The organism is Shewanella sp. MF05913, from assembly GCF_059758095.1.
The window spans coordinates 92,370-106,159 of record NZ_JCAYNT010000012.1 but is presented as its reverse complement, the minus strand read 5'-3'; the positions used below and the strand labels follow the sequence as shown (position 1 = coordinate 106,159).

10 protein-coding genes are annotated in these 13,790 nt (G+C 43.0%); 7 read left to right on the top strand and 3 right to left on the bottom strand.

The window, feature by feature from the left end; genetic code table 11:
- Positions 1-296: 296 nt before the first annotated feature.
- Both AC19MV_RS14635 and ubiG read right to left on the bottom strand, forming a co-directional pair.
- Entirely contained in the window at positions 297-959 is a 663-nt protein-coding gene (locus AC19MV_RS14635) for an HAD family hydrolase (protein ID WP_498308457.1), read from the bottom strand.
- 113 nt (positions 960-1,072) lie between these two features.
- Complete coding sequence (gene ubiG, locus AC19MV_RS14630; RefSeq protein WP_498308455.1) at positions 1,073-1,795, bottom strand: bifunctional 2-polyprenyl-6-hydroxyphenol methylase/3-demethylubiquinol 3-O-methyltransferase UbiG; 723 nt, start codon at positions 1,793-1,795, stop codon at positions 1,073-1,075.
- 388 nt (positions 1,796-2,183) lie between these two features.
- Between ubiG and gyrA the strand changes: the two genes are divergently transcribed.
- From gyrA to AC19MV_RS14605, 5 genes are all read left to right on the top strand, one after another.
- Positions 2,184-4,907, top strand: a complete 2,724-nt coding sequence (gene gyrA, locus AC19MV_RS14625; protein ID WP_498308454.1) for a DNA gyrase subunit A — start codon at positions 2,184-2,186, stop codon at positions 4,905-4,907.
- A 223-nt stretch (positions 4,908-5,130) separates the two neighbouring features.
- Positions 5,131-6,222, top strand: coding sequence for a 3-phosphoserine/phosphohydroxythreonine transaminase (serC, locus tag AC19MV_RS14620; RefSeq protein ID WP_498308452.1), 1,092 nt, complete (start codon positions 5,131-5,133; stop codon positions 6,220-6,222).
- Between the two features lie 202 nt (positions 6,223-6,424).
- Positions 6,425-7,825, top strand: coding sequence for a ferredoxin reductase family protein (locus AC19MV_RS14615; protein WP_498308450.1), 1,401 nt, complete (start codon positions 6,425-6,427; stop codon positions 7,823-7,825).
- Between the two features lie 9 nt (positions 7,826-7,834).
- Entirely contained in the window at positions 7,835-8,050 is a 216-nt protein-coding gene (locus tag AC19MV_RS14610; protein ID WP_137227248.1) for a 4Fe-4S dicluster domain-containing protein, read from the top strand.
- Positions 8,050-9,834 (top strand): FAD-binding protein, encoded by a 1,785-nt coding sequence (locus AC19MV_RS14605; RefSeq protein ID WP_498308448.1) that lies wholly within the window; start codon positions 8,050-8,052, stop codon positions 9,832-9,834. Before AC19MV_RS14610 ends, AC19MV_RS14605 begins: the two co-directional genes overlap by 1 nt.
- 125 nt (positions 9,835-9,959) lie before the next feature.
- On the opposite strand, the gene AC19MV_RS14600 is transcribed toward AC19MV_RS14605, so the two are convergent.
- Positions 9,960-11,153, bottom strand: a complete 1,194-nt coding sequence (locus AC19MV_RS14600; RefSeq protein WP_498308447.1) for an amino acid aminotransferase — start codon at positions 11,151-11,153, stop codon at positions 9,960-9,962.
- Positions 11,154-11,577: 424 nt separating this feature from the next.
- Between AC19MV_RS14600 and aroA the strand changes: the two genes are divergently transcribed.
- Positions 11,578-12,858: a 3-phosphoshikimate 1-carboxyvinyltransferase gene (gene aroA / locus AC19MV_RS14595; RefSeq protein WP_498308445.1), complete on the top strand. Its 1,281-nt coding sequence runs from the start codon at positions 11,578-11,580 to the stop codon at positions 12,856-12,858.
- Positions 12,859-13,041: 183 nt separating this feature from the next.
- A complete protein-coding gene (gene cmk, locus AC19MV_RS14590) occupies positions 13,042-13,731 on the top strand; it encodes a (d)CMP kinase (protein ID WP_498308443.1) in 690 nt (229 codons plus the stop codon).
- The last annotated feature ends 59 nt before the right edge of the window (positions 13,732-13,790 follow it).

The following is a 13,790-nucleotide window of genomic DNA, read 5'->3' as shown; positions in this document are numbered from 1 at the left end:
CCACAATTACATTAACTTCTTGTGGATAAGTTGAGGATAAAGAGCAGGGTTAGTAACGGCTAACCCTAGAGCCCAAATTTATATAGTGTTTTTCATGGTTGATGTTTTTTTATGCGATAGATTAGAAAATTTTGATCGCTAAAATAAGCAGCGATCAAAAAATTATGTCCATTTTTAGATTGATCTTTTGCTGTATTTGATCCGCAAGTAAAAAAGTGGATTGTGGACTACAACAAACAGACACATTCATCTGTAACCATGTTCTCGTGCGTTGATATGACCTGATGATAAATGGGTTATTCGCTAAAAAATTGCCTCAAGGATTCACCATGTTCAAATTGATGCTTCGATGGCCATAAATCTGGCGTATCTGTGGCTGATAAGTAACCCCAAAGTGCTATGCCTCCAAGCATGTTGGCATTGTGCGCCGCGACGAGGTCACGTTCTGCATCACCTAAATACAAAATATGTTCAGGTGGCGTGGCAATTTGTTGTGCAGCTAACAACATCGGTGCGGTGTGGGGTTTGGCATGGCGAGTGCTGTCGCCGCTGATCATGGCTTTTAACTGACAGGTTAACCCAAGCTTTTCGATCAATGGACGAGCAAACCGAGCAGGCTTATTGGTAACCACACCATAAGGGATGCCTTGCTGGTCTAATAATGTCAGTAGTTCAGGTAAGTTATCGAATAAACGGCTGTGATCGCCATTTATACGGCCATAATGTTGTAATAAACCTTGTTGAATACGCACTTGCAATGCTTCATCGGCATCGGGTATTGCTGTTTTAACTAAGAACAAACTGCCGTGTGATGCGGCATGACGCATTTTATCCAGTGGCTGAGCGCTAAACCCGGCATCATCTAAACTGAGGTTAAGTGCATGGACTAAATCTGGTGCGGTATCGGCTAATGTGCCGTCAAGGTCAAATAACACCCCTTTAACATCGTGTTTATGCACTTTATTATTCCTTATATCAGCGTTGAACCGTCGCGAAGATGAACACAGAGAAGGGGCCGGTAACACATGGCGTTATCGGCTTTTTGTTGCGAAGCGTGTTGAGCTAAGCCAATTTAGTCGGTTTTCTGGGTGGCGATCATATAGTTTACATCAACACTGTTAGTGTATTTAAATACGCCAGACAGTGGGTTGTAAGTAATGCCTAATGCATCTTTACACAATAAGTCCGTGTTATCGACTAGTGCAATTAACTCAGATGGACGAATAAACTTACTGTGGTCGTGAGTGCCAATTGGCAACATTTTCAGTAAGTATTCGGCGCCAATAATGGTTTGCAGATAAGACATCATATTGCGGTTAATGGTTGAGAAAAAGACAAAACCATTGGGTTTGACCATGTCGCAGCACGCTTGGACCACCGATTGTGGGTCTGGTACATGCTCAAGCATTTCCATGCAGGTGACGACATCATAATATTCTCGGTGAGTGTCACGGTGATTTTCTGCGGTGGTTTTAAGGTAATTGACAGTCATACCGGCTTCTAAGGCATGCAACTTGGCGACTTCTAATGGCTCTGTGCCCATGTCGATACCATCAACATTCGCGCCAATACGCGCCATGCTTTCAGATAAAATACCGCCACCGCAGCCCACATCTAAGACATTTTTACCAAACAATCCGCTCACGGTTTGGTCGATATAATTTAATCGCAGCGGATTAAGTAAATGCAATGGCTTGAACTCGCCATTAAGATCCCACCAGGTTTGTGCCATGGCTTCAAATTTTGCGATCTCATGCGGATCAACATTGGCTGTTGATTGTTCAGCGTCTGACATAAGTTAACCTAACTGTCTAATAATGTATGGGCGTTATTATAACGATAACCTTCACGAATAGAAGTCAACATTGTGCTTTTGCGACTTAGCTTTGCTTATAAAATCACCGTTTAGAACCAGTATGAACATTTTTTATAATACAAAGCGCTTAAACCGTCAGCAATTTGGCCTTTATGTCGGCATAAAATTGTTCGTATATTAGGGTGTGATTAATCTAATCCAGCTGAAAATATTAGCTTTTTTATAATTTTTATACAGTAGTGGGCATTTGGCTAGTGTTTGCTCTGGCGACATTAAATATCTGTGTTAGAATGCCAAATCACGTTTTTAAGCTAGATAATAATATGGAAGATTTATTGTCAGCTCACTTTAGGGGAACGCGCAGTTTATGACTGATCTGGCATCATCTATTTCGCCAATTAATATCGAAGACGAACTTAAGAATTCTTACCTTGATTACGCCATGAGTGTAATTGTAGGTCGTGCATTACCTGACGTCCGTGACGGTTTAAAACCAGTTCACCGTCGCGTATTGTTCGCAATGAGCGAATTGAAAAACGATTGGAACAAACCATATAAAAAATCCGCTCGTGTCGTTGGTGACGTAATTGGTAAATATCACCCACATGGTGATACCGCTGTATACGATACAATTGTACGTATGGCACAGCCTTTCTCGCTACGCTATACACTGGTTGACGGACAAGGAAACTTTGGTTCGGTCGACGGTGACTCTGCAGCAGCAATGCGTTATACCGAAATCCGTATGAAGAAGTTGGCGCATTCACTGCTTGCCGACCTTGAAAAAGAAACTGTCGATTTCGTACCTAACTATGACGGCACCGAGTTTATTCCTGCTGTTTTACCTACACGTGTACCTAACCTGTTAATTAACGGTTCATCAGGTATTGCGGTAGGTATGGCGACCAATATTCCACCTCACAACTTAACTGAAGTGGTTAAAGGCTGTTTAGCATTAATTGATGACCCAAGCTTATCAATTGAACAGTTAATGGAATATATCCCAGGTCCTGATTTCCCAACAGCTGCGTCAATTAATGGCCGTAAAGGCATTATCGATGCGTATAATACTGGCCGTGGTCGCGCAATTATGCGTTCGAAAGCGGAAGTAGAAACGGAAGAGAACGGCCGCGAACGCATTATTGTTCACGAAATTCCTTATCAAGTTAACAAAGCACGTTTGATTGAAAAAATCGCTGAGCTTGTTAAAGATAAAAAATTAGAAGGCATTAGCGGATTACGTGATGAGTCTGATAAAGACGGCATGCGTATCGTGATTGAAATCAAACGCGGTGAAGTGGGTGAGGTTGTATTAAACAACTTATACGCTCAAACGCAAATGCAGTGTTCTTTTGGTATTAACATGGTGGCGTTGACTAACGGTCAGCCTAAATTGTTTAACCTTAAAGAAATGCTAGAGTGCTTTATTCTTCACCGTCGTGAAGTGGTTACCCGCCGTACTGTATTTGAATTACGTAAAGCCCGCGAACGTGCTCATATCCTTGAAGCATTAGCGATTGCACTGGCTAACATCGACCCAATCATTGCATTAATCAAAGCCTCTCCAACACCAGCAGAAGCTAAAGTTAAATTAGTGGCTGAAGGTTGGGAATTAGGCCATGTACAAGGCATGCTTGAAAAAGCAGGTGATGATGCAGCGCGCCCAGAATGGTTAGAGCCTGAGTACGGTATCCGTGACGGCAAATACTATTTAACTGAACAACAAGCGCAAGCTATCCTTGAATTACGTTTACACCGTTTAACCGGTTTAGAACATGACAAGATTTTAGCTGAGTACGAAGAGCTATTAGTTGTTATTGCGGCATTGTTATTAATTCTTCGCAGTCCAGAACGTTTAATGGAAGTGATTAAAGAAGAGTTAGCAGAAATTCTTGAGCAATACGGTGATGAACGTCGCACAATTATCAACGCTAATGAAATTGACATGAGTCTTGAAGACTTAATCAATGAAGAAGACGTTGTTGTGACCTTATCGCACTTAGGTTACGCCAAGTACCAAGTATTGTCTGACTACCAAGCGCAGCGTCGTGGTGGTAAAGGCAAAGCGGCGACTAAAGTAAAAGACGAAGACTTCGTTGAAAAACTCCTGGTTGCTAACACTCACGATACCATTTTGTGCTTCTCTGACTTTGGTAAAATGTATTGGTTAAAAGTGTATCAATTACCGCTTGCGAGCCGTACTGCTCGTGGTCGCCCAATTGTTAACTTGTTACCACTTTCTGACGGTGAACACATTACTGCAATCTTACCTGTACGTGAGTATGCTGATGATAAATTTATCATCATGGCAACCGCACACGGCACCGTTAAGAAAACAGCATTAACGGCTTACAGTAACCCTCGTGCAAACGGCATTATTGCTGTAAACCTAAAAGACGGCGATCAATTGATTGGTGTTGATATTACTGAAGGTAGCGACGACATCATGTTGTTCTCTAACGAAGGTAAAGTGGTTCGCTTTAACGAAAAAGCCCGTGACTCAGTGACTGGTGAAGTGAAGATTGATGCTGAAACTGGCGAAGAAATCATTGCTCTACGTCCAATGGGCCGTACAGCAACGGGTGTTCGTGGTATTAAGCTTGAAGACGGTCAAAAAGTGGTTTCACTGATTGTTCCTAAAGGTGATGGCGCAATCTTAACGGTAACTGAAAATGGTTACGGTAAGCGTACAGAGCTAAGTGAATACCCAGCGAAGAGCCGTGGCACTAAAGGTGTGGTATCGATTAAAGTGAGCGAGCGTAACGGTTCAGTTGTCGGTGCGGTTCAAGTTGGTGATTTCGACGAAATCATGCTAATCAGTGACAAAGGCACATTGGTTCGTACACCTGCTGAAGGCGTATCAATTATTGGCCGTAACACACAAGGTGTGACCATCATTCGTACCGCAGATGACGAGAAAGTCGTTGGTTTGCAGCGTATTGATGAAATCCAAACAGAAGAGTTGTTAGATGAAGAAGGCAATGTCATCGTGCCTGCTGACATCATTGAAGGCGAAGTCGCCGAAGGTGAAACAGTTGAGTCTGCAAGTTCTGATGTAGAAGATGATGCAGAGGCTGACGAGCAGGAATAACCTGTCAGTTAACTTCAACACATCGATAACGGGCGCCTAATGGCGCTCGTTTTATTTTACGGAAAATTATTCATCAAAATAGGCAAATAAAGGCCTATTCAACTGCAAATAAAGTCCTTAGTATTAACCGCTAAACATAATGATACCAATCGTATGGATTATCTGAGCAGATCAGAGAGTAAATATGATTGCTATGAATACAAACTGAGTCAAGGAGTTGTCTGTGAGCGCGATTTATAATTTCTGTGCGGGTCCTGCGATGTTACCTCAAGCTGTGATGCAAAAAGCACAACAGGAATTAATTGATTGGAATGGCCTTGGCGTTTCCGTGATGGAAATTAGTCACCGTAGTAAGGAATTTATCGCGTTAACGGAGCAAGCGGAAGTAACCTTGCGCCAGTTAATGAACATTCCGACAAACTACCATGTGCTTTTTATGCACGGTGGTGGCCGCGCCCAGTTTTCAAATGTCGTTAACAACTTTTTAGGTGATAACGGTCGTGCCTTATATTTAGTCAGTGGCCAGTGGTCGTCTGCTGCGGTGACCGAAGCACACAAATTAGTTGGTGAAAGCCAAATAGACAGCCTTAATATTGTTGAAAATGTTGACGGATTAAATCAAGTTAACTTACCAGATCTCAATGCTATCGATAAAGACTATCGTTATGTGCATTACTGCTCAAATGAAACGGTTGATGGGATTGAAATCTTTGAAGAACTAGAGAGCCCATGGCCAGTGGTGGCCGATCTGTCATCAACCATCATGTCGCATGACATTGATGTCAGCAAATATGGGCTTATTTATGCGGGTGCGCAAAAGAACATTGGCCCATCAGGCTTATCGATTGTGATTGTACGTGACGATATGCTGAAGTTACCCAGCTTACCACAGTCATCAATCATGGATTATCGTGTTGCGGTTGAGCATGGCTCAATGTTTAATACCCCGCCAACGTTTGCATGGTACCTTGCATCAGAAGTGTTTGCCTGGTTAGCGGCAAATGGTGGCGTGACGGCAATGGCTGACGTTAATCAGCAAAAAGCGGCATTACTGTATGATTGTATCGATTCAAATCCATTTTATAAAAATGGTGTTGCGCCGCACAATCGCTCGCGCATGAATGTCACCTTCCAATTGGTGAATGACACTCTTGACGGCGAGTTTTTAAAACAAGCAGAGCAGGCGGGATTAGTTGCGCTAAAAGGTCATCGTATTGTTGGCGGCATGCGCGCCAGTATTTACAATGCTATGCCATTAGCCGGTGTGCAAAAACTGGTTAACTTTATGAATCAATTTGCCACTCAACACGCTTAACGGTTGTTGCGACTCTAATGTCTCTATCGAGGCGTAAAATGATAAAAGATCCCTTGTGGATCTTTTTTGTTGCTGGGTAAATGTGGATTTTTTATCACTTATCTTTGCATAGCTTTACCCTTAAATACGTGTTCGTTAACCCCTTTTTAACCGCATAAGTTTTATAGTCTTTCCATGGTGCTGACACTCATGGAGACAAATAATGACCAGTCCTACAGCAACAAAATTGCCTATCCTTAAAGCCAGTATTAACCCATTACAACTGCCTAAAAGCACCAAGTTGGCAGTGGCTTATTTCTCAGTCGTCATCGTGCCGGTTGTCATAGGACAACTTTTAGGTATGCAAATTGAAGGTATTTATACCAGCATATTAAGTGCGGTTAACTTACTTGCAATGAGTGTGTTTTTTATGCAATTTCCGCTTGCGGGTCGCATCAAGCAATTACCTTTGTTCGCCAATATCGACTGGGGGATCACCAAGCACAAGCAGCTCGGGCAGTATTTAGGCCTATTCTTTTTCTTACATCCCATTTTGATTTTACTTCCTAAAGCAATGATGTCATTTGACGACTTGAGTGTCAGCCTCGTCAGTGCAATCACGTCACCCAATTTATTAACCGGAATTCTCGCCTGGCTAACGATGGCTGTATGGGTGTTGATGTCGGTGTTTAAAGATAAGCTTAATATCAACTATGAAACCTGGCGTCTTCTGCATGTGATTGGCTTTAGCATTATCGCCACCCTGGCAACGCTGCATATCACCACTGTGGGCAGCCATGGCCAGTATAATCAACAGTTTAATGGGATTTGGTGGCTACTTTATGCCATGTCTATGACACTAATTGTTTACAACTATGTGATTAAGCCGCGTTTAATTAAGCAACGTCCTTATGCTATTTCTCACATTGAAAAAATCAATGAGTGTGATTGGCAGGTTAACATTGCCCCGACGACCTCAAATACTCTGCCATATCAACCTGGGCAATTTGTGTGGCTCAATACTACGGGCAACCCTTACAGTATTGAGCAGCATCCGTTTTCAATTGTGGCAGGTGCTGAACAAGGTCAATTAGGCTTTATTATTAGAGCACTTGGCGATTATACCTCGTCACTTGATCAATTCACGGCAGGTCAAACCGTGTTTGTTGATGGCCCCTACGGCAGTATGACGTTAGATCAAAGCCAGCTTGCTAGCGGTATAACCTTAATCGCAGGTGGAGCGGGGATTGCGCCGATGTTAAGTCTATTACGTCAGCTTGCCACGCAACATGATCCACGAGTGATTCGGCTGCTTTATGCTAACCGTAACCAGGCGCGCATGGTGTACGTCGATGAGTTAGTTGAGCTTGAAAAGACCATGGTTGATTTTAAAGTACAACTTATATGCGAACAGCTTAATGTGCATGATGAAAACCTACCCAATTACCTCGTCCCAGGATTGATTAATCAAACGCTTATCAATGACACGATGACACCAGGAAAACAATCACAATGGTCGTTTTATCTATGTGGTCCGAAAGGGATGATTTCTTCAACGACCACCCATTTACAGCAGTTAGGAATGGTTCAATCGCAAATCCATTTTGAACAACTTGCCTTTTAGGAGCGCAGCATGCCAATTAAACAAATTTCTGGGTGTATTGGTTGTGAAGCTTGCGTTAAAAGTTGTCCAACTGATGTTATCCATATGAATAAAGAGACAAATAAAGCAGAAATTCGTTATCCAGAAGACTGTCAAATCTGTCATTTGTGCAGACTGTATTGCCCTGTAGGGGCAATTACTATCACGCCAGATAAAAGTATCCCTGTTATGGTTTCTTGGAGGTAATGATGAACCCTAAAGCTAACTTATCGCGCCGTCAGTTTATTGGTATTGCTGGCGGTATTGCAGGGGCTGCAGCATTAGCGAATATTTCGTTTGATGCACCCGCGCAAGAAAACAAACCCAAAATAGACAGTGATGATTTTACGATTGAAAATCGCCACCTTGATGTATTGATCATTGGCGGCGGCATGGCCGGTGTGTTTGCGGCGGTCAAAGCCCACGACGCTGGCGCTAACGTGTTGATGGTGTCTAAAGGTCGTGTTGGCAGCTCCGGGTTAACCCCTTTTGCCAAAGGTATTTTTAGTTACGATAAAGCCAATGCCAGCATGAGCATTGATGAATTTGTCGACACAGTGACCGAATCTGCAATACAAACCAACAACCCAGTGTATACCAGACAACTTGCCGAACATTCTTATGCGCGGGTACAAGAATTAAAGGATTGGGGCTTTTTTGACTCGCCACTTTACCACCACAGTTTTATGAAGCCTCTGAGTGAGCGCAATATACCGATTGAAGAGCGCATGATGATCACTCATCTGCTCAAACAAGATGGCCGTGTAGTCGGCGCATCAGGTTTTAGTTTAGATAGGCAAAAAATCGTCCATTATCATGCGAAAACCGTGGTGTTATGCACTGGTTCTGGTGGGTTTAAACCCAATGGTTTTCCGGTATGTGATTTAACCCATGACGGTACGATTATGGCCTATAAAATTGGTGCTAAAGTCACGGGTAAAGAATGGAATGATGGGCATCCTGGTTCGGCTAAAAACTCAGGTTCAAGTTATGATAATTGGCATGGACAAATAGAAGAAAAGCCGTCGATTACCTCTGCGCAAATTAATCATCATTTGGGTGTCGATATGAATTATCAAGCATACACTCAAGGTGCGCCCGTTATGATGATGCCACCAAGGCCACAACGCCCAGGTGAAGCGGTTAAGCAGCAAACGGTTAGTCAAACCAATGTCTTTCCCGCGGGACCGTTTGTGCCAGAAGCATTTAAACAATCTGGTCCTCCACCTAAACCACCAGAAGAAGGTTTTTTACGCAGTTTAGTGTCAAGTAAAGGCCATTCTGGCCCACCTGGTATGGGCGGCGAGCAAGTCGGCGGTTCGAGTGCCGGGATGGCAATCCATAAGTCAGAAGGTCTGGTGCCAATCAATGCCCAAGGGTTGTCGACGATTCCTGGTTTATATGCAGCAGGTGATGCGCTAGGGTCTTATATGTCGGGTGGTATTTATACCCAAATCGGTTCATCGTTGGCGGGCTCTGCTGTACAAGGGGCCATCGCAGGGGCTGCTGCGGCAAATGAAAGTCTCGGAATGGCCAGTAAGTTGGATGTGTCTGAACAATATTTGGCATTGGTTAACCAACAAATTTTAGCGCCATTAAAGCGTCAACGTGGTTATAGCCCAGCTTGGGTGACTCAGGTGTTACAGGGCGTGATGATCCCTAACTTTGTGCTTTACATTAAAAAAGAGCGCATGATGCAAGCTGCGTTAGCGTATGTTGAGGAGCTATATGAGCACCATGTCCCGATGTTAATGGCGGACGATTTACATGCACTTCGCTTGGCGCACGAAACTGAGAATATGATTATCACCGCAGAAATGAAGCTCAAAGCATCCATTATGCGTAAAGAAAGTCGCTGCAGTCATTACCGTTTAGACTGTCCCGATATTGATTACGAAAACTGGCAAGCGTGGATAAACATCTCTAAAGATGAAAAAGGCAACATGGTATTAGAAAAGCAACCTTTTGATAGTTGGCCAAATTTTACTTAGCACATTTTATAAAGTCTAATGAGACAAACTATAATGCAATAAACTATAGTGCGACAAACTATAATGAAACAATAAAGCCGACTTAAGTAGTCGGCTTTATTGTATCTGCAATGACATAACTCGGGTTATTTGATCACCGCAGCAATTGATTTTGCCAAATAATCAACGTTCGCTTCACTAATACCGGCAATGCTAATGCGGCTTGAACCGACCATATACACACTGTATTGCTGTTTAAGCGTTGCAACTTGCTCTGGGTTAACACCTAAAAATGAGAACATGCCTTTTTGACGAGCGATAAAGCTAAAGTCACGCTCAACACCATTAGCAATAAGCTGATTGACTAGCATTTCACGGTTACCATTAATGCGGTCACGCATTTCTTTAAGCTCGAGCAACCATTGCTGTTTAAGGGCAGGGGTGCCTAAGATAGTTTCTACAATGGCTGCACCATGTGCTGGCGGCATTGAGTAGATACAGCGAATGACATACAGCAAGACCGATAGCGCAATGTCAGCTGTGGCACTGTCTTTAGCCACAATTGAGCAAGCGCCAATACGTTCACGGTAAAGGCCAAAGTTTTTAGAGCATGAGCTGCATAAAATCATGCTTTCTACCGCTGCTGCCATTTGACGTACGCCGTAAGCATCTTCATCAACGCCATCACCAAAGCCTTGATAGGCCATATCTATAAGTGGTGTAAAGCCTTGTTTAACGGTGACCTTAACGACTTCATCCCATTGCTGCGTGTTTAAATCCATGCCGCTAGGGTTGTGACAACAAGCGTGTAATAACACCACATCGTCTTTACCTATGGTATTTAAGGTTGCCAGCATTTGCTCGAACTTAAGGCTCTTGGTGTCGTAATCGTAATATGGGTAGGTTTTTACCGTAATACCCGCCGCTTCAAATAACCCCGTGTGGTTGGCCCAGGTTGGGTCGCTCACCCACAATACAGCATTAGGATTACAGCGCTTAATAAAGTCAGCAGCAACTCTTAGTGCGCCTGTTCCACCGGGTGTCGATACCGTTCTAACACGATTCGTAATCAAGGCACTGTGGCTTGCGCCAAAGGCTAATTCGCCCATTAATTGGTTAAAGGGCGCAGAACCGGTCGGACCTATGTATACCTTGGTCGTTTCGGTGTCTAAACGAATTTTTTCAGCCGCTTTAACACAATCTAAAATAGGCGTGTGACCCACAGGATCTTTATAAACACCCACACCTAAGTCAACTTTATTGGCGTGGCTGTCTTCGCGGTATTGTGTCAGTAGACCCAAAATTGGATCGGCAGGTAGGGCTTTTAGGGTATCGAACATGAATAGAACCTTGTATTTGCTATTTGTACTAAGCATAACGTGCTTTAAACACAGAGTTAAAGTGATTATTGTCGGTTGGGATGATTAATTACGCCTTGAGATTTTTTCATTTGGAAAGTTAATTGAACAGACAAATAATACTGTCATATCGAGAGATTATCTGATGTAATGGCTGGCCATTACATTGTTTTGGATTTATCTTAAGTCAATCGTGAGTATTGGCGGCGTAAATAATCAAATTTATGCTTGATATTACTGCCGTAATCCGTATTTTGTAACGTGAAATCGTCATCAAATGACGTCGATAGGTGTGTACCTATTAATATGAATTTGTGCCACTTGATTTACGCTGTTCGGCAATAACTGAGTGATGTTTACCACCAAGATTAACGTGAACTTAATCTGTAGCAAAAGAAGAAAGCAAATGAAGCAACTGCGTCTTGATCCAATTACCTGCATAAACGGCGAAATTAATATCCCTGGCTCTAAAAGCATTTCCAATCGTGCATTATTGTTAGCCACACTTGCCAAGGGCAGCACGACTCTGACTAATTTGCTTGACTCAGATGACATCCGATATATGTTGGCATCACTCAAGCAATTAGGTATTCAATACAGGTTAAGTGACGATAAAACCGTTTGTGTCGTTGAAGGTAATGCAGGCCCAATATCATCTACCACAGTACAGAGCTTATTTTTAGGGAATGCTGGCACGGCAATGCGTCCATTATGTGCAGCATTAACACTCGGTCAGGGTAAGTTTACCCTGACCGGTGAGCCTCGCATGGAAGAGCGTCCTATCGGCGATTTAGTTGATGCATTACGTCAATTAGGTGCTGATGTGACTTACCTTAAAAATGACGGTTTTCCGCCATTAACCATTAATGCAACCGGCCTTAATGGTGGTGATGTTGATATTGCTGGAGATTTATCCAGTCAGTTTTTAACGGCTTTATTGATGGTTGCGCCATTAACTAAAGACAGCGTTAACATCAAAATCAAAGGCGAATTAGTTTCAAAACCTTATATTGATATTACGATTGCGCTAATGAAACAGTTTGGTGTTGAGGTTATTAACCACCAATATCAACGATTTGAAATTAAAGCCGGTCAACAGTATGTGTCACCAGGTAAAGTATTAGTAGAAGGCGATGCATCATCGGCATCGTACTTTTTAGCCGCCGGTGCGATACAAGGTGGTGAAGTTAAAGTTACTGGCGTAGGGCGATTAAGCATTCAAGGCGATGTTAAGTTTGCAGATGCTTTAGCTAAAATGGGCGCCGATATAGAGTGGGGCGATGATTACATTATTGCCCGTAAATCGTCGTTAACGGCCATCGAAATGGACATGAACCATATTCCTGATGCGGCCATGACCATTGCTACGGCTGCGTTATTTGCCAAAGGCACTACCAAACTGACTAATATTTACAACTGGCGGATTAAAGAAACCGATCGCTTAGCTGCAATGGCGACAGAACTGCGTAAAGTAGGGGCGATTGTTGATGAAGGACATGATTACATCACCATTACACCGCCAGCCAAATTGAACACGGCTGATATTGATACGTATAATGATCACCGTATGGCAATGTGTTTTTCAATGATGGCCTTTGCTGATTGTGGCATTACCATTAACGATCCAGATTGTACCTCTAAAACGTTCCCAGACTATTTTGCCCAATTTTCTCGATTAGCCAAATAGCCTCAACACCTCAGAATCGCTGTCGTCCTTTTGCGTTTTTTTACAATATAAAAGGGCGATCTTGGTTTTAATTATCGAAAATTCATCAGTAATTAATATTTATTTGTTATACAATGCGCGCGCTTAATTTTGGCGAACCCCTTTATTATTGTCAGGGAAGATAGATTATTTTCGGAGGAAATTATGTCTGAACGGTCTCCAGTGATCACAGTTGATGGCCCTAGCGGTGCAGGGAAAGGGACGATATGCCAATTATTGGCACACCATTTAGGCTGGCATTTATTAGACAGTGGTGCAATTTATCGTGTGTTAGCGTTAGCTGCTTTGCATCATGATGTAGAATTAGAAAATGAAGAAGCATTAACACTGCTGGCAGCCCACCTTGATGTGCAGTTTCTTACTGGCACTGAGCAAGATGCCATTAAAGTGATTTTAGAAGGAGAAGATGTCACGACGACTATCCGCACTCAAGAATGCTCTAATGCCGCCTCAAAAGTAGCCGCATTACCCCGCGTACGTGAAGCATTATTGCGTCGTCAACGTGCTTTTAGTACCGCCCCAGGGTTAGTGGCCGATGGTCGCGATATGGGCACAGTGGTTTTCTCTAAAGCCCCAGTAAAAATATTTTTAACGGCGTCCGCTGAAGAACGGGCGCAAAGACGCTATAATCAGTTGCAGGACAAGGGCTTCGATGTTAAAATCGACCGCCTTTTAGCAGAAATTATTGAACGAGATGACCGTGATATTAATCGCGCCGCCTCGCCGCTAGTGCCTGCTAAAGATGCACTTGTTATTGATACAAGCGGCATAGGCATTAACGATGTATTGAAGCAAGTGCTTGAATATGTTGAACAAAAAATTACTGTAGCCTAATCGAATTCCCGATTAACGCGCACAGTAGGTATTCGTGTTAAGGATGATACGAATAATAT

What these genes read in the sequence shown, in the direction of transcription:
- AC19MV_RS14600 (WP_498308447.1), bottom strand. Translation starts at nt 11,153, where the DNA reads ATGTTCGATACCCTAAAAGCCCTACCTGCCGATCCAATTTTGGGTCTA.
- ubiG (WP_498308455.1), bottom strand. Translation starts at nt 1,795, where the DNA reads ATGTCAGACGCTGAACAATCAACAGCCAATGTTGATCCGCATGAGATC.
- cmk (WP_498308443.1), top strand. Translation starts at nt 13,042, where the DNA reads ATGTCTGAACGGTCTCCAGTGATCACAGTTGATGGCCCTAGCGGTGCA.
- AC19MV_RS14610 (WP_137227248.1), top strand. Translation starts at nt 7,835, where the DNA reads ATGCCAATTAAACAAATTTCTGGGTGTATTGGTTGTGAAGCTTGCGTT.
- gyrA (WP_498308454.1), top strand. Translation starts at nt 2,184, where the DNA reads ATGACTGATCTGGCATCATCTATTTCGCCAATTAATATCGAAGACGAA.
- AC19MV_RS14605 (WP_498308448.1), top strand. Translation starts at nt 8,050, where the DNA reads ATGATGAACCCTAAAGCTAACTTATCGCGCCGTCAGTTTATTGGTATT.
- aroA (WP_498308445.1), top strand. Translation starts at nt 11,578, where the DNA reads ATGAAGCAACTGCGTCTTGATCCAATTACCTGCATAAACGGCGAAATT.
- AC19MV_RS14615 (WP_498308450.1), top strand. Translation starts at nt 6,425, where the DNA reads ATGACCAGTCCTACAGCAACAAAATTGCCTATCCTTAAAGCCAGTATT.